Annotated in this window: 16 protein-coding genes; 6 read left to right on the top strand and 10 right to left on the bottom strand. The window is 61.0% G+C overall.

The genetic code is table 11. The features are described 5' to 3' along the window. The first annotated feature begins 4 nt into the window (after positions 1-4). Positions 5-502 (top strand): hypothetical protein, encoded by a 498-nt coding sequence (locus tag HB630_RS00490; RefSeq protein WP_213769410.1) that lies wholly within the window; start codon positions 5-7, stop codon positions 500-502. Between the two features lie 906 nt (positions 503-1,408). Here HB630_RS00490 and HB630_RS00495 read toward each other — a convergent pair. From HB630_RS00495 to traA, 7 genes are all read right to left on the bottom strand, one after another. Beyond that, on the bottom strand, positions 1,409-3,103 hold the full coding sequence (locus HB630_RS00495; protein WP_213769411.1) for a recombinase family protein: 1,695 nt from the start codon (positions 3,101-3,103) through the stop codon (positions 1,409-1,411). A gap of 13 nt (positions 3,104-3,116) precedes the next feature. Beyond that, a complete protein-coding gene (locus HB630_RS00500; protein WP_213769412.1) occupies positions 3,117-3,350 on the bottom strand; it encodes a hypothetical protein in 234 nt (77 codons plus the stop codon). A 151-nt stretch (positions 3,351-3,501) separates the two neighbouring features. Beyond that, positions 3,502-3,813 carry a HigA family addiction module antitoxin gene (locus tag HB630_RS00505; RefSeq protein ID WP_213769413.1) on the bottom strand — a complete coding sequence of 104 codons (312 nt, stop codon included), beginning with the start codon at positions 3,811-3,813 and terminating at the stop codon, positions 3,502-3,504. 13 nt (positions 3,814-3,826) lie between these two features. Continuing rightward, complete coding sequence (locus tag HB630_RS00510) at positions 3,827-4,123, bottom strand: type II toxin-antitoxin system RelE/ParE family toxin (protein WP_213769414.1); 297 nt, start codon at positions 4,121-4,123, stop codon at positions 3,827-3,829. A 359-nt stretch (positions 4,124-4,482) separates the two neighbouring features. After that, positions 4,483-4,701 carry a hypothetical protein gene (locus HB630_RS00515; RefSeq protein WP_213769415.1) on the bottom strand — a complete coding sequence of 73 codons (219 nt, stop codon included), beginning with the start codon at positions 4,699-4,701 and terminating at the stop codon, positions 4,483-4,485. 1 nt (position 4,702) lies between these two features. Next, entirely contained in the window at positions 4,703-4,927 is a 225-nt protein-coding gene (locus HB630_RS00520; RefSeq protein WP_213769416.1) for an AlpA family transcriptional regulator, read from the bottom strand. A gap of 168 nt (positions 4,928-5,095) precedes the next feature. Further along, positions 5,096-8,119, bottom strand: coding sequence for a Ti-type conjugative transfer relaxase TraA (gene traA, locus HB630_RS00525; protein WP_213769417.1), 3,024 nt, complete (start codon positions 8,117-8,119; stop codon positions 5,096-5,098). 180 nt (positions 8,120-8,299) lie between these two features. On the opposite strand from traA, the gene HB630_RS00530 reads away from it, so the two are divergent. From HB630_RS00530 to HB630_RS00550, 5 genes are all read left to right on the top strand, one after another. Further along, complete coding sequence (locus tag HB630_RS00530) at positions 8,300-8,626, top strand: conjugal transfer protein TraD (protein ID WP_213769418.1); 327 nt, start codon at positions 8,300-8,302, stop codon at positions 8,624-8,626. A gap of 1 nt (position 8,627) precedes the next feature. Next, entirely contained in the window at positions 8,628-8,873 is a 246-nt protein-coding gene (locus HB630_RS00535; RefSeq protein ID WP_213770654.1) for a conjugal transfer protein TraD, read from the top strand. 204 nt (positions 8,874-9,077) lie between these two features. Next, positions 9,078-9,590, top strand: a complete 513-nt coding sequence (locus HB630_RS00540) for a hypothetical protein (protein WP_213769419.1) — start codon at positions 9,078-9,080, stop codon at positions 9,588-9,590. 161 nt (positions 9,591-9,751) lie between these two features. Further along, positions 9,752-9,937, top strand: coding sequence for a hypothetical protein (locus HB630_RS00545; protein WP_213769420.1), 186 nt, complete (start codon positions 9,752-9,754; stop codon positions 9,935-9,937). 22 nt (positions 9,938-9,959) lie between these two features. Beyond that, on the top strand, positions 9,960-10,556 hold the full coding sequence (locus tag HB630_RS00550; protein WP_213769421.1) for a hypothetical protein: 597 nt from the start codon (positions 9,960-9,962) through the stop codon (positions 10,554-10,556). Positions 10,557-10,764: 208 nt separating this feature from the next. On the opposite strand, the gene HB630_RS00555 is transcribed toward HB630_RS00550, so the two are convergent. From HB630_RS00555 to flhA, 3 genes are all read right to left on the bottom strand, one after another. Further along, complete coding sequence (locus tag HB630_RS00555) at positions 10,765-12,147, bottom strand: hypothetical protein (protein ID WP_213769422.1); 1,383 nt, start codon at positions 12,145-12,147, stop codon at positions 10,765-10,767. A gap of 458 nt (positions 12,148-12,605) precedes the next feature. Further along, entirely contained in the window at positions 12,606-12,803 is a 198-nt protein-coding gene (locus tag HB630_RS00560) for a hypothetical protein (protein WP_213769423.1), read from the bottom strand. Between the two features lie 471 nt (positions 12,804-13,274). Beyond that, positions 13,275-15,407 (bottom strand): flagellar biosynthesis protein FlhA, encoded by a 2,133-nt coding sequence (gene flhA, locus HB630_RS00565; RefSeq protein WP_213769424.1) that lies wholly within the window; start codon positions 15,405-15,407, stop codon positions 13,275-13,277. Positions 15,408-15,590: the final 183 nt, after the last annotated feature.

The following is a 15,590-nucleotide window of genomic DNA, read 5'->3' on the forward strand; positions in this document are numbered from 1 at the left end:
CTGGATGATGGTTTATAGCGAGGACCATATCGCGCTGGCCGCGGAATACGTGCTCGGCACGCTTGACGCCGACGAGCGCGTACAGGTCGAGACCATGATGTCCGTCGACAAGGACTTCATGGCGATGGTGCAGGCCTGGGAGCAAAGGCTTGGCGCGTTGAACCAGATGGCCGGATTGGTCGAGCCGCGGCCGGAGGTCTGGGACAGGATCAAGGCCGCCGTCGGCCATTCGCAGGCACAGGCGCCGTTGGTTTTGCCGCAAGCGTTGCGGGAGCCGGCCGCGCCTGACATCGAACGGCCTGTTCTTGTCGCGGACACCGCCAATGTGATCCGTCTGTCGGCGCGTGTCCGGCGCTGGCGCAGCGTTGCGCTCATCGCAACGGCGATCGCCGCGATGCTTGCAGCCGTCCTCGTGACCGGAATTGATCGGCCGGATCTCTTGCCCGCCGTCCTCCGTCAAAGGCCGCAAGCGGCCGAAGTCGGCGCGCCTCCCGCCCAATAGGATAATTGATCTTACGGCGTGACGACCGGCTCTATGTCCTCGTTCTGAGCAGCAAGCGTAACCCGGATGTCGCTGCGCTCATGCGGGCTACTTGCTATCCGTCGCCGCAGGATTTCGTGTACGTCAATTGGTGAAGCCACGTCATTCCCCGCGCAAGCGCGTAGCGCTTGTCGCTGAGGGCGCGCGTGCAATGTGCGACCCCGGAATCCATCGGGCCACATGCGCCAGCGGCGAAATGGATTCCGGGCTCGCGCCAAAATGGCGTGCCCCGGAATGACGGGGAGGCGGTGGCACGCCCAAAACAGCCCGACGGGCAAATCACCAAAAGTCTGACCAGTCCCTTGCGCGAAAATATTTTGGTTCACAGCCAGGCCAAATCACCGCCATGTCCCGCGTCATCCCGCACCCGCAAGAGGGGCGTATCGCGATCGTCACGGACGTTGGGCGCGGGAAGCGGTGGACGCGGCAGCGGCGAGAGACGAACGCCGGTGAACGCGGACGGCGAAGCCGTGTGGTCCTGACGCCCCGACGCTGGCGTCAAGTTGGCGATGATGCCTGCGCATCACGCTGGCGACGGTGACAATAAAGCCCGGTCACCGGGGAGAGCGCGGAGTAAGCCGTTAAAACCATTGCGCAGGGAAGGCCGGGCTGTCCCGGTGTACCTGTGGTGACGAACTCGTGTGCTTATCTATTTTGCACGCGAGGCTGCGGGTGCAACGGGCACCCGGCCTTCCCCGCGCCCTCACTTGAGGCGCGCGCTGCGCCCTCTGTTCTCGGGCGAGCGATTACCGCATGACTCGGGCGTGTTGCGCTGCGGGATCGCGGGCCTGCGTCTCTTGCGTCATTGCCGGGCTTGACCCGGCAATCCTTCACTTGAAGAAGACTTTTTCTCGATGGATGCGCGGGTCAAGCCCCGGCTTTGACCGAAACTGACAATCGGGTTGAGGCGGTGTCAGGGGCGGGTTTGTAGCCGGGTTTTCCGGTGCGGTCGATCCAGTCGAGAATGGCGCCAAGCTCGCCTTGCAGGGTGACGGAGAGGTCGCGGCGCGTCGGGCCGGGTGTGATGACGATGCGGTCGATGATCTCACGGATGGCCTCGGCCGCCTCCGCAGCGTCGTCGGGATGGGCGAGCGCGGCGGTCAGGCGTTCGATCCTGCGCTGGTAGGTCTCGGCGATGCCGGGGTGCATATCGGGAACGTCCTTCGGGGCGTCCGACATGCGGGCGGTGAGGCTGTCCTGTCTGGCCTCAAGCTCGGTGAGCCGGTCGGACAGCGCACGGTGCCAGCCGCCTTGCTCGATGACGCGCACGATCTCGGCAATGGCCTTGGCCGTCTCGGCAAGCTCGCGGCGTGTGGCGTCGGCTGTATTGCGGCGCTCACGATTGAGCCGATTGGTTTCTTGCGTATAGGCGCGCATGGCTTCCGCCGCCATTTCCGGTGTCATCATGCGCTCGCGCAGCCCGGTCAGCACGCGAGTTTCCAGCGCATGGCGGGCGATGGTTCGGACATTGTCGCAGCCGTTGCCCAAGACATGGTTGGTGCAGGCGTAGCGATCCTGCCCGCGCCGGGCATAGGAGCCGCCGCAACAGCCGCAGAACAACAGACCGGACAGCAAAGTGCGCGGACGGTGGGTGGCGTTCATTGCGCCATTCCTGGCGAGGCTGCGCTTCGTGCCCTCGCGCGCTGCCTCGATCCGGCTCTTGTAGCGCGCCGTCAACTCGTCCTGCTGTGCCTTGGCGGCATCCCATAGCTCCTGTGGCACGATGCGAAGCTCGGGGGCCTCCGAGCGTATCCATTCGCTTTCAGGATTGAGCCGATAGGCGAAGTGGCCGGTGTCGGGGTTCTTGAGTTTTCGCTGCCTGTTCCAGCGGATCACGCCGACATAGAGTTCGCAATTCAGGATGCCCGAACTGATGATCCGGTTGCCCCGGATCGTGGTGTCGTTCCAGCGGTTTCCGGTCGGGCTTGGGATGCCGTCGCGGTTCAAATCGGCGGCGATGCGCTGCGGCCCCTTGCCGGCGACATATTCGCGGAAGATGCGTCGCACGATCTCGGCCTGCTCCTCGATGATTTCGCGTTCGCCCCGGATCGGCTCGCCGCGCGCGTCGAGCTGGTGGACGACGCGGTAGCCATAGGCATTGCCGCCGCCGATCTTGCCCGCCTCGATGCGCCCCCGGATGCCGCGATGGGTCTTGATGGCGAGGTCTTTGAGAAAGAGCGCGTTCATGGTGCCCTTGAGGCCGACATGAAGTTCGTTGATCTCGCCTTCGGAGAGGGTAACGATGGTGACGCCCGCGAAGCGCAGGCGCTTGAAGACGCCTGCAACGTCCTCCTGATCGCGGCTGATGCGGTCCAGCGCTTCGGACAGCACCATGTCGAACCGGCCCGCCTGCGCGTCGGCCAGCAGCGACTGGATGCCCGAACGGATGAGCGATGCGCCGGAGATGGCGCGGTCGGAATAGCACTCCACGACGGTCCAGCCTTCGCGCGCCGCGCGCTCGCGGCACTGACGCAATTGATCCTCAATGGAGGCTTCGCGCTGATTGTCGGAAGAATAGCGGGCGTAGAGGGCGACGCGGGGCGTCGGACGGGTGGCGGTCATCGGGGCGATCCTTTCACTCGGTATCGGCCCCGTCCTCCGTTTTCTCGGACACGATGGGCCTGTTGTCGTTTGCGGCGGTCAGCCGCTCGAAATCCTCGCGCGCCATGCGGCGGCCGATGATGCGGGCCAGCGTCAGCGCCACACGGTCGATCTTATCCCAAGTCTCCGCGCTCGACTTGTCGGCATCCGGTGCGCCATTGTTATCGTTCGCCGGTTTGAATCGTTCTGGCTCGGTGTTGTCTTCCATGCCGTTTCCCGCACTGTTTTTCGAGACAAACAGGCATGAAGCGGCGGCGAAACCGGAATGAAAAGACCTGATCTCACTTCGTCGTACGATCGGCGGTAAATACTTGCGAACGGCGGCATTTGCGTAGATCGCTTCCTACGCATCACGTTACTCATGCTGCGCGCTTCTTCAACGGACGTGCGCGCGCGATTCGCTCGCGCTCCTTCGGCGTGTTCATCACCTCCCAAAGATCGCTGCGCCGCTGCACGTTGAGCCAGAAGTCCGGGCTGTTGCCGAAGACGCGGGCCAGGATCAAGGCCGTCGCGGCAGTCACATTCCTGCGGTTGCCGCACAACTCGTTGACGTGCTTGCGCTGAACGCCCATCGCCTCGGCGAGCGCGCCCTGCGTCAGGCCCATCGGCTCCATGAACTCTTCGCTCAAAATCTCGCCGACAGTCGCCGGCTTGCGCTTGGTGGTCAGCATGGTTGCCTCGCTCTTATCGGTAGCTGTGATCGTCTAGATAAATCCCGTCTGCCTCGCCGCGCTCGCCATCCCAGCGGAAAATCAGCCGCCATTGCTGATTTACACGGATCGAATGAAACCCCGCCAGATTGCCGCGCAGCTTCTCGAAGTGATTGCTGGGCGGCACGCGCAAGTCCTGATCGGCCACGGCGTCGTCGATCATCTGGAGCTTTCTGAACAATCGGGCTTCAAGATCAGGTGGGATATTGCGAGAACGGGCATCGTCCACGAAGAAAGCCCGCAACCAGCCGTCCCGAAAGCCGACGATCATTCCGTCACTCCAGCTTCGAGTAGTTGTACCACCCTATAACTCAATCTTCAAGGATAACTTCGGCTTGTCTACAGCGCCGCTCTTTCTCCCCTCCGGAACGCGAGCGCGACCGCGCCCACAATCCACCCTGGTCTGCTTGACAAGCCATCACCGGGGCGGCGGCATCCGGTCAATGCTGGCGCGAAGCGCCACCGCGCAGCGGCTCGGCATTGACGGGGTGGCGGCGCTCCGGTCCCATATCCGCAAGCAGCACCGTCCGCGCCGGGAGCGCGGCACAAACACCTGCACCATCGTCATCCGCCTCGCCGTCGGTCATGGAAGTCGCACTCGCCTCTCCGACGCGGTGCCTATCCCGGCTTTTACCCACGGCTAGTCTTGCCGTTGGCGAGATCGACGATGAAGCCATTGGCTAGACGCACGCCGATAATCACGTCGTCCAATCGGTAGTTATTGTTGTTGCCTCTGAGGCGATAGCCTGCGTCCTCTACGACACGGACATCGAACCATTGATGAGGTGCGGTCTGGCCCCAGTATTTGCTACGTCGCTTGATGCGCGCTACGAGTTGCTGGTCCATCATGTCAGTCTCCGTTTGGGTGAAAACCGGATAGGCATGTCGGACGCCACGCCGCGGGATCGGCGATCCAGCGGTTGATGTCGGATTCGCGCCAGCCTGCGCCGTTGACGCTGATCCTGAGTTGGGCCGGGAACGTGCCCTCGGCGATCTTGCGGTAGATGGTGGATCGGGACAGGCCGGTACGGGCAAGAACGGTGTTCAGGCGGACGATACGATCTGGTTCGCGCATGGAAACGCTGCCTCCCGCTGACTGCTCCTGATCCAGACAGAGCAAACAGTGACGCGCGTGCAAGAGTATTTTTCGCCTCGTCGTAGCGTGGCGTACAATCGGCGGCAAATACTTGCGATCGGCGGAATCAATCGCCCAAAAGGGTGCAGACAACGATCCGCATCAAAATCAGATTCCGATCCCGCGTCCTCTGCCAAGGCCGATGCCGTGATTGAAGGCGAGTTCTGCACCGAGGCGGCGGCCTGTTTCGATCTGAATTCCGAGCTGCTGCTTGCGGCTCGCGAGGATGGATTCCAGTTGCGGATCGCGCTCCAGGCTCTTGGCCATGTCGCCCATCGCCGCCCGCGTGGATTTGTAGCCGGACATGTCGCCCGCCTGATACTGGCGCTGGCTCGTGTGGTCGAGTTTCTGCCAGCGCTCCACGAAGCGGTCGGCGCGGCGAGCCGGATCGGTTCGGATTTCGGTCTCTAACTGGAGCGCGCGGATCACGCGATTGAGCCGGCCCGATCCTGCCTCGCGGACAAGGTCCGGGTCTCTGGCGTAAGCCGCTTCGGCATCGCGCCAGCCGTGGGGCCGCACATCCTCGAACGCTTTCCGCGCGTCGGTCAGTTCGCGCATCTGATCGGGGCTCGCCTTGCCGCCAGCATCCTCCATGCTGAAGATCGCGTCCACGGCGCGGGCATGACGTTTCAGCACATCGGTCCGGGCGCGACGCAACTCGGCTTCGCGATCTTCGGCAACATCGCGTGCGGGCTGCACTGATGTCGCAGCCCTCACGGGCGCGGGGGTTTCGCGCTGCGCCTCCACACCGGCGCTTCCCCTTTCCGGCCGCTCTCCAGCGCCCGGACCGGGCGCACCGTCAGCGGGCACGCGCAGGCCGTCGAACATGCCGCGCACGCTCTCGGGTACGATCTTCCTGACGATCTCGGCGATGCGTTCGCGGAAGGTGATGCCGCGCCGCTCGGCATAGCTCTGCGCCGGATCGGCGCGCTCGTAATCGGAGGCCATGTCCTTCGCCCGGTCGCGCGACAGGGTGCGGACAAGCCGGTCCTGACCGGTGAAGTCAGCGCGGCCGTAATGCAGGTCCATGCCGTCACGATGCCGCGACAGCGCGACATAGCTGCCGTGGGCGTCCATCCCCGGCGTAGCCAGCACATGGGTGCGGTCCACTGTCATACCCTGCGCCTTGTGAATGGTCGCGGCATAGCCGTGGTCGATGCGGTTGTAATCCTTCAGGTCGAAGTCAACGGAACGGCCATCGTCGATGCGCACGGTCATGGACTGCGCGCTGACCTGTTCGATGGTCCCGAGCGTGCCGTTCTTCACGCTGAGCCCGCGTTCGTTTTGCAGGAACATGACGCGATCCCCGGCCGCAAAACTGCGCGCGCCGCGCTCGACCGTGACGCGAACATCCTCGCCCAGGTCGCCAGCCGCCCGCATTCGCGCCCGCGCCCTCTCGTTGAGGGCGCGGACCTCATCATTGGTGTGAGTGAGGATGATGCGGCTGCGATCCGGCGCGGCCTCCCGGTCGCGGTCCCAGCGGTCGATCAGGTCGTCGCGCGCCTGCTCGCGGGACGCAGCCTCATGCACCATGCCGTGACGGTCATAGGCGTGGATCGCATCGCCGGTCCTGCCGGTCGCCAGGTCTCGCGTGGCGTCGCGCTGCCAATCTTCATGCTGACGGCGCACGGCGCTGATTTCGACGCCGCCGTGACGCTCATGCATCGAGCGGAACGCTGCGCCGGCTTCGATCGCTTGCAACTGCTGCGGATCGCCGACCAGCACGACCTTTGCGCCAGCCTCGGCGGCATGGGACAACACGCGCTCCAACTGGCGCGTGCCGACCATACCGGCCTCGTCGATGACCAGAATGTCGCGGCTGGTGAGCATGTCGCGGCCCTGGCCCCAGCCATGCTCCATGCTGGCGATGGTGCGTGACGCGATACCCGATCCGCTTTCCAGACTCTCGGCGGCGATGCCGGACAGCGCCGCGCCCCGGACCTCGTAGCCGGCAGCCTCCCAGGCTTCCCGCGCCACGCCCAGCATCGCGCTTTTTCCCGTCCCGGCATAGCCGACGACGATGCCGAGATCGCGGCTATCCGTGACATGCGCCAGCGCATCGACCTGCTCGCCGGACAGGACAAGGCCGCGTGCTTCCGCACGCGCAAGGACGTCGAGCTTGTCCCTGTCATTGACCTCGTGCCGTTCCCGTTCCGCCATGAGTTCGGCGGCGCGGTGCAGGCGCTGTTCGGCCTCGATCATGTCGCGCGTTGTGAACCGATCCTCCCCACGTCCGTCCTGGCCGAGTTCGACCAGATCGGGCGCGTTGCGCATGGCGCCCATGACCTCATTGAACTGGTCGATGCCGTCGCTGTGCCGGTGGGCGAACATCGCCATGTCGCGGCGCGTGAAGGTCGATTGCTGATGGGTGATCGCGTCCAGTGCGACGGATGGATCGGCGATGATCCGCGCGCCGTTGTCGCGGGCGATTTCGCGGTGCATGTCCGCACGGTCGGCGGCCTCGATCCCTTCGCCCTCGATGCGTTGCGCGGGCGCGCCGATCTGGCTTTGCGGTTCCAGCGCGATGCCTTGCGCCTCAAGGCTGCGATGATCGATCCGCGCGTCGATATCGAGTTCGGCCAGGCGTTCGTTGGCAAGCTCGGCCCAACGTTCGCGCCAGCGCTCCACCATCTCTGTGCGGTTCCAGTCTCGCACCTTCGGGCCGAAGCTGGTCTCGTCCGCATTCACGCTGACTTGGCGCATCGTCAGCATGACATGGGCATGGGGTTTGGGCATCCCGTCCTCGCCGATGTCCCAATGCACGTTGAGATCGGCGATCATGCCTTGGTCCACGAATTCCGACTGCGCGAAGTCGCGGGCAAGCTCGATGGCCTGTGCCTCACTCATCTCGCGCGGAAGGGCGAACTCCACCTCGCGGGCAAGCTGCGCGTCCTTGCGCACCTCGAACGCCTCGACATCGTTCCAGAGGCGTTCGCGGTCGCTCCACGCCTCGGGAGCATTGTCCGGCAGCAGCACTTCGGAATGGACGACGCCGCGCTTGGCGGTAAAGTCTTGATCGCGGCCCTGCCGCTCGTCGCGCAGGCGCGAGGCCGAACGGTAGGCGGCGGACGCCACCGCGCTCTGGCCGGACTTGCGGCCGATGACCTTGACGTGAAGATGATAGATCGCCATCGCGATCGGATCATTGACACGCTCAAGCGCACGTCGGAACGACGTATAAGCGCGCCCTCGAAATGAATTTCTCGGGACTGCCCGCGCCGTCTCAAACCGTCTCGGCGACATTACAGCATTCCGAAAGGTGCCCAACTATCATCGCTGCATCGACAACTTGCAGAGACGACGGAGACAACGATGCGCAAGCCAAGAGACTTCGACGCGGAACTGATTGCACTTCAGGACAAAGCGCGTGACCTCAAAAGCCGAAAGGTCCAGCAACTTGGTGAGTTGGTCATTGCCACCGGCGCCGACATGTTCAGCGCCGAGGAACTGGCGGGCGCGCTGATCGTGCTGACCGAAACCAAAGATGCCGGAAAGAGGGAGGCATGGGCGAAGCGCGGAGCCGCGTTCTTTCAGAGACGGGCGCGGCGAACTTCATCGGCAACTGAGCGCGACGCTGGCGGCACTCAGGCGCAACCGGGTGGCGCGCAGCCGCCATCAGGCGGCTCGCGCCCGGCATGATATGAGGACATGGCAGGTCGAACGCCGCAAGCGCACGCGGCATCTGATCGAACTCGGCGGTCTCGTCGTCAAGGCGGGCATCGTGGACCTGACCGGCGATGATCGCGCCATCATCTTCGGCGCGCTGCTCTGGATGGCTGACAAACTCAACAGTGAGGACGGTGAACGGGCGCGAGCGCTTTGGGCATCAAAGGGGAAATCGAGTTTGAAAGTGGTCGGCTACGATCGCCGGCGTGACACGCAATAACGGGCTATGCGGAACGGCATAAAGCATCGATTGCCACATCAAGTCGGACCCTATAGAACGGATGCGGAACGAACGATCTGATAACGCAGGCTGTGATGGCTGGGCTGTTGCTAACTTCGTTCTCGACTATTGCGATAGCCGGGGCCGCAGGGTCCCTTTTCAAGAATCGGCGCTTCTATCGTGTGGGATACAAGTTCAGAACGAATGGCAAACTTGCGGCAATCAATTCGCCCGATTCATACCGATATGCCCCTTCGGCAGGTATTGTCAGAAGACTTTCCAAGAGACTGTGCAGGGCTGCCGATTTCAGGCGGTTGGGGCTACACTCAGCCAGAAGCAATTGCTTTCATTCGTTCCCAATTTCCTCGTCCACAAGCTCCTGACTTTGTTGCACTCGAATATCATATCGCTCAGAAAATCATCTATGAAGAACTCATAATTTTTCGCGCCAAAGATGACCGATTTTCCGGTATCGATATTACCCGAAAGGAACAACGCACGCTCGCCGACGGTGGCAAGAGATATGACTGCCTCGAATTCAGCATTGCATGTTGGAGTGATTTCCATTGGGAGATTTTGAAAAAGGAATGGGAAGATAATGATGGTGGCCGCAATCCTAGCTTTGATAGGGAAGGTCATGCCGTCAAACGCAATGCCGCAAGGATCGATTATGAAAGATGCCTGTGGTTCGATATCACTGGAGTACTTTCCGACTAGAGGCTTCTGAACCAAACTAACTGTGGCGCCGAAGGCCTGCGAAGCCCTCGAAATTTGCAAATCGTAACAGCCCAGGTGTCGGACGAAAGCGGGGTCGGGGCTGCGATTAGAATTCTTATGTTTGGGTCTCAATTCATTTGATGAAATGGGGGGGCAACGCCGTGACACTGACTTGGATTATCATCATCGCTGGTGCGGTGCTGTTCGGCCTCTACTTGTTGGGGCGAATGACACCGGAATCTCGCCTGCGCCAGCCGATCATCGATACATCAACAGTGCCTGAATGGGCAAAGGTTCTGGCTTTCATTATCGTAATCTGCGCAGCGATCATTTGGTTCGTTAGCTGATTTAACTGTGGGAGCGGCAGCGATGTTTGGACTCTTCAAGAAGCAGATTACGCTGGTCGAGTTCGGTCAAGGAATCGTCCAGTTGGTAAATGAGCCGATCTCGTCAGATTGCAGCCGTGCGCTGGGAATGCGCTTTGAGAATTGGGACGGCTCGAATGGCTGGTCTAATTTTCTCCAGAGCAGGGGCATCCCGATCCCGACGCAGAAGCTGCACTATCGATTGTGGGTCCAGGCCGCTATTCAGGCGTCCTGCACCCAATTCGATGAAGCCAAGCGCAGAACAATTACGCAGAGCGCAATGGAGGCTTTCTCCGAGGCGATTCCCAACTACGATCTCGGATCGACCTACAACGCGCTCGAATCAGCTTATCGAGGGCTATACAATTTTTCCCCGAGGCTTGCGCCGCTGAGCAATCCGGGCGCAGCAATCAACTTCCTGCCTAATCCCCACGTCGGTGTGCTGAACGCAAAGTATCTGATCGAAGCGTTTGTGTTTCCACACATGCCGAACAGTGCGGCATTTATCGATGAATTCCAGTCGTACAGCAGCACCGTTTGCGCATCTATAGGAACCGTGAGTAGGGCCATTAGCCACATATCAAAATCGTTCAAAGCTTAAATGCATAAAACGAATCCGGAACACTATGGGCGAAAGCCGGGCGGAAGAGAGGGACGACGCAATGAGACGCGGTGCTGCCATGATGGCGGTTGTTGGCGTTTATTGGCTGTGGGAAGATTCCCATCCATCAAAGCGCAATGTCCGACCATAGAGGTTCCGCGCGAATTACGTTCGGCGTTGCCGTCATCGATAGATGAGGGGCGTCTACTCAGTTTTTCACCACGTCCATGAGCTTGATGCCTAAGTCGCGTGCCACATCAAGCGCATAAGAACCTTGGGTGGACCGATCTGCGAAGGGGTGACCAAGTTGCCAAGCATCCTCCATTCCGCCGTCGCGGTCGAGCTTGACTAGTAGCACGCCGTGCTGACCTGGCTCCTGCTCGATCATCCAAACGGCGTAGCCTTGCGGATTCTTCCGCACCTCGACCGCAAAGTCGGAAGCTTGCGGCTGAGATGTTTGGCCGACTTGGGAACGGAGCGCTTCATAGGCCATCTCGACCTCCGCAAAACGATTAGCGGATGCGTCCCAGAGCTGCTTAAACGTACCGTCATTTTGTAGAGGAAGCTTCACAAGCGATTCTGAATCTTGCAGTATTTCGAATGTCAGATCTTTCCCTGCCATAAAAGCACGCAGAAGTGTGGCCGTATCGTTACGTCCACCGAATTTTGCGAAGATGGCTGTCTCGCCATCGACCGGGCTGGCGAAAACATCGAAGTCTCCACCTTCTGATCTGTCAACGGTTATGACGCGCAAGACAAATTCCGCTTCATGCGGCAAACGGAACGGGCGGAAATAGAATCGAACACTTCGATTGAGGCTTAATCCATAGCTTCCGTTAGCCTCCGAGCGGAGGCCAGCACTCTCGATTGTGCATTCAATACGCACGGCCGCAGTCGTGTCAGGCGGCGGCAGGCCCGAGAATTCATAGACTCGGCTGAACTCATCCTTTGGGCGGGGGCCATCAATGCCGGCCTCGCCTTGCTTGATCTGCCATTGGCTTGGCCCGGCGGCAAATGTCGTTGCCGCTTTCGGTTTTGCATGGGTTGTCGTTGACGACTCTGACTTGGCGTTCGTTGGCGGTTTTGAAGGTGGAACCCAATTGGGATCGCGTAAATCGTCGGCCGATACTTGCAGTGAAAAATGAGTCCGAGTCGCTAGTGTCTTGGACGATAAGTCCTGGCCCATGTCGATCAGCCGAGAGATAGCGGGAGACCAAGGGCTGCGCTCATTGAGCGTTCTGAAGTTCTTCTCTTGCCCAGGCCGCCGCCAATGAGTCCGCGCATAGCGCAACATATCGGCATCTGTGCGCCGATAAATGACGATGAACTCCTCATCTTGAGCTTCACGGTTCTTAAAGCGAAAATAGTGGCGCAAATGCTCCGATGAGTCATCGGCGATCACGAACTCCAGCAGCTTCATCCCGGAGAGTGGATTAAGTGATTCAAGAATGTCGCGCTTACCGAAACCGAATAGATCGCTTAGGAACCCCACATGAACCCCCAGGATAGATTGCTTCCCACGGCATGATGTTCTGTCCAACTGACCATCATCAAGAGTGAAAGTGGTCGGGCTTGGAAATTCAGTATGCATTGATTCAGATTCGTCAATAATAACAATAGTGTATCACATTGAGGCGGATCGAAAAGACTATGCGTTCTCGATGGAAAGGGCACGGTTGCAGATGGCAAAAAGCCGCTGAGTTGCGCGCCCTGGCTCAATATGGCTTGTCAGCACTGAAATTGGCGTCCTAGCGAGGTCGCCGGATAGTGGATATTAAATCTCCACAGCCAGCAGGTGTCGGTTTCGGTCGAAACCTGCCCGTGCATGACGGGGTGAGAGGCGCGCTCGCGCAATTACGCCGGCTGTTTGAAAACAAGGATTGTCCGCGATGGGCAGACGCCTCATCCGAGCCCCATTACACAAAAAGAAAACGCCCGTGGGGGAGCGGGCGTTTTCGATAGTCAACTTTGGGGTAGTTGGGGTCTTCTAAATATCCACACGGCACTTTGGGGGGCTGGTAAAGCGCCGCGTGAATTCACAAAACTCGTTCAGCGTATGATCGACGTATCCGAACTGGTCATGGTTACGGTCTTTTCCGCCTTGATGACGTGCGCGGTCTGCGCATAGACATCGTTGCTGCTGTGGGCCGCGATTCCGACGCCTGCCACTGCGATGCCCGCAACGAGCGCCACGACCACGATCTTCAGATGGGTCATACGGTCTGCGCTGTAGATCGAATGGTTCATTGGAGCCTCCTGCCGTCTCGCTGCCTCCTGCGAATTGGTGTTTCGCGTCCACGGGCAGGTTCAACAACTCGGTGTTGCAAACGTGGGGATTCGTCCTTCCGTTCCAAATGGACGATCACAAGGCGGTGAAAAGACGTGAATGCCCGTGTTTAAAAAACGGCCGATTTCGAAATTAGTACAATTATTTCAATGTATTGATTTGGTGTTGGTATCGAAATGCCTGGGCCGGGCTCAGGTCTGTTTTCGTCAATAAATCATTTGCTTGTGGCGAAAAAACCTCGCGCCAACTGCTTCGCTTTGAGAGGCCGGCCAGAGCGGTTTCGAGCGCAAGCCTGCCTTGGACCTACCGATTCGCGGGGAATACCGGTTCGCATGGAGCGCATGGAGAAAGCGCGTCAGAACAAGACTTCATAGCGTTTTCGAGCGAAGTGGTTTCCGGTTCGCGTGAAGAAAACGCGTCAGAACAAGACTCTAGACGCTTCCGACCGTCTTCAGGCGCGCCCTCGGGTGGATTTCCGCCTGGGACAGCACGGGGGTCTGCGACCTGAACCGTTCCACCAGCGAGCGCACGAACGGCCGGATCGACGCCGACGTCACCAGCACCGGCGCTTCGCCTTCGCGCGCAGCCCGCTCGAAGGCGTCGCGCACCACCGTCATGAACTCGGACAGCTTGGAAGGCTGCATCGCGAGGCTGCGTTCGTCGCCCTGTCCGATCAGCGATTCGGCAAAGGCCTGCTCCCATTTGGCGGAGAGCGCGATCAGCGGCAGGTAACCATTATGGGAGGTGTTCTGCGCGCAAATCTGCCGCGCCAGGCGGGCGCGGACGTGTTCGACCATGGTGGTCGGGTTGCGCGAGAACGCCAGCGCATCGGCGATGCCTTCGAGGATGGTCGAAAGATCGCGGATCGAGATGCGTTCGCCCAGCAGCAATTGCAGCACGCGCTGGATGCCGGAAACGGTGACCATGCTCGGCACGATGTCCTTGACCAGTTCGCTCTGCTCCTTGGGCAGCTCCTTCAGGAGCTTCTGCACCTCGCCATAGGACAACAGGTCCGACATGTTGTTCTTGAGCAGTTCGGTGAGATGGGTCGAGAGCACGGTGGCGGCGTCCACCACCGTATAGCCCTTCAGCGAGGCTTCCTCCTTCAGGCTGGCGTCGACCCAGGTCGCCGGCAGGCCGAAGGTCGGCTCGGTGGTGTGAATGCCGGGTACCGCGACCTGGTTGCCGGCGGGATCCATGACCATGAACTGGTTGGGCCAGATCCGCCCCGTGCCGGCGTCCACTTCCTTGATCTTGATGATATAGGTGTTGGCTTCGAGCTGGACGTTGTCGAGGATGCGTACCGCCGGCATCACGAAACCCATCTCGATCGCGAGCGAACGGCGCAGCGCCTTGATCTGCTCGGTCAGGCGGTCGGTCCCGTCGGGGCCGTTGACCAGCGGCAGCAGCGCATAGCCGAGCTCGATCTTGAGATCGTCGATTTTCAGCGCCGTCGAAATCGGCTCTTCGGCCGCGGCGGCCGCCGCCGCGTCTGCCGCGGGCTTCGCCGCGGCACTGTCTTCCGCGGTCTTGGCGGCGCTCTTCTTTCCCTGCGCCCACCAGGCGAGCGCGCCGGCGCCGCTGCCCAGCAGCAGGAAGGGGATCATCGGGATGCCCGGCAACATCGCCAGCACGATCATCACGCCGGACGACATGCCGAGCGCCTGCGGATAACCGGAGAACTGTTTCATCAGCGCCTTGTCGGCGGCGCCGCTGACGCCGGCCTTCGAGACCAGGAGGCCCGCCGCGGTGGAGACGATCAGGGCGGGGATCTGGGTGACCAGACCGTCGCCGACGGTCAGCAGCGTGTAGGTCTGCGCGGCTTCGCCAAAGCCCAGGCCTTGCTGCGCCACGCCGATGATGATGCCGCCGATGACATTGATGAAAACGACCAGCAGGCCCGCGATGGCATCGCCGCGGACGAATTTCGACGCACCGTCCATCGCGCCGAAGAAGCCGCTTTCGTCTTCCAGCGCCTTGCGGCGCTCCTTGGCGACCTTCTCGTCGATCAGGCCCGCGGAGAGATCGGCGTCGATCGCCATCTGCTTGCCCGGCATCGAATCGAGGTGGAAGCGCGCCGCGACTTCCGCGATGCGTCCCGAACCCTTGGTGATGACGACGAAGTTGACGATGACCAGAATGGCGAAGACGATAATTCCGATCACGAAATTGCCGCCCATCACGAAACTGCCGAACGCCTGGATGACGTGGCCGGCGGCGTCGGTGCCCTCATGGCCGCGCGACAGGATCAGCCGCGTCGATGCGAGGTTGAGCGACAGCCGCAGCATCGTTGAAATCAGCAGCACGGTCGGGAACGAAGAGAATTCCAGCGGCGTCTGGATGAACAGCGACGTCATCAGGATCAGGATCGACAGCGTGATCGAGATCGCCAGAAACAGGTCGAGCACGACCGAAGGCAGCGGCAGGATCAGCACGACCAGAATGGTGAGGACGCCGAACGCCAGCGCGAGATCGCCGCGCTTCAAGGCTTTTACGATGTCATTGAGGCTTGGAAGTCTCCGCCTCGGCGCCGCTGCGCCTATACCTGCCGTGACATCAACCATCGCTACGGTATCTCCTCGCGGATGGCGCCCCCGGGCGCCAAGCGACTGCGCAGCGGCCGGGAGACCGCCGTTTCGAAAGTGAGGCACCGCACTGGCGTCCACGGGAACTCCCCCGTTTTACGCGGCCGACGATACTCGACTTCACCCGGCAATTTTTGCCCAGTGTATGGTTAGCAAAGGGTT

The sequence above is a fragment of the Bradyrhizobium sp. dw_78 genome, from assembly GCF_018449525.1.
GTDB lineage: Bacteria > Pseudomonadota > Alphaproteobacteria > Rhizobiales > Xanthobacteraceae > Bradyrhizobium.

What these genes read in the sequence shown, in the direction of transcription:
- HB630_RS00490 (WP_213769410.1), top strand. Translation starts at nt 5, where the DNA reads ATGATGGTTTATAGCGAGGACCATATCGCGCTGGCCGCGGAATACGTG.
- HB630_RS00495 (WP_213769411.1), bottom strand. Translation starts at nt 3,103, where the DNA reads ATGACCGCCACCCGTCCGACGCCCCGCGTCGCCCTCTACGCCCGCTAT.
- HB630_RS00500 (WP_213769412.1), bottom strand. Translation starts at nt 3,350, where the DNA reads ATGGAAGACAACACCGAGCCAGAACGATTCAAACCGGCGAACGATAAC.
- HB630_RS00505 (WP_213769413.1), bottom strand. Translation starts at nt 3,813, where the DNA reads ATGCTGACCACCAAGCGCAAGCCGGCGACTGTCGGCGAGATTTTGAGC.
- HB630_RS00510 (WP_213769414.1), bottom strand. Translation starts at nt 4,123, where the DNA reads ATGATCGTCGGCTTTCGGGACGGCTGGTTGCGGGCTTTCTTCGTGGAC.
- HB630_RS00515 (WP_213769415.1), bottom strand. Translation starts at nt 4,701, where the DNA reads ATGATGGACCAGCAACTCGTAGCGCGCATCAAGCGACGTAGCAAATAC.
- HB630_RS00520 (WP_213769416.1), bottom strand. Translation starts at nt 4,927, where the DNA reads ATGCGCGAACCAGATCGTATCGTCCGCCTGAACACCGTTCTTGCCCGT.
- traA (WP_213769417.1), bottom strand. Translation starts at nt 8,119, where the DNA reads ATGGCGATCTATCATCTTCACGTCAAGGTCATCGGCCGCAAGTCCGGC.
- HB630_RS00530 (WP_213769418.1), top strand. Translation starts at nt 8,300, where the DNA reads ATGCGCAAGCCAAGAGACTTCGACGCGGAACTGATTGCACTTCAGGAC.
- HB630_RS00535 (WP_213770654.1), top strand. Translation starts at nt 8,628, where the DNA reads ATGAGGACATGGCAGGTCGAACGCCGCAAGCGCACGCGGCATCTGATC.
- HB630_RS00540 (WP_213769419.1), top strand. Translation starts at nt 9,078, where the DNA reads ATGGCAAACTTGCGGCAATCAATTCGCCCGATTCATACCGATATGCCC.
- HB630_RS00550 (WP_213769421.1), top strand. Translation starts at nt 9,960, where the DNA reads ATGTTTGGACTCTTCAAGAAGCAGATTACGCTGGTCGAGTTCGGTCAA.
- HB630_RS00555 (WP_213769422.1), bottom strand. Translation starts at nt 12,147, where the DNA reads ATGCATACTGAATTTCCAAGCCCGACCACTTTCACTCTTGATGATGGT.
- HB630_RS00560 (WP_213769423.1), bottom strand. Translation starts at nt 12,803, where the DNA reads ATGAACCATTCGATCTACAGCGCAGACCGTATGACCCATCTGAAGATC.
- flhA (WP_213769424.1), bottom strand. Translation starts at nt 15,407, where the DNA reads ATGGTTGATGTCACGGCAGGTATAGGCGCAGCGGCGCCGAGGCGGAGA.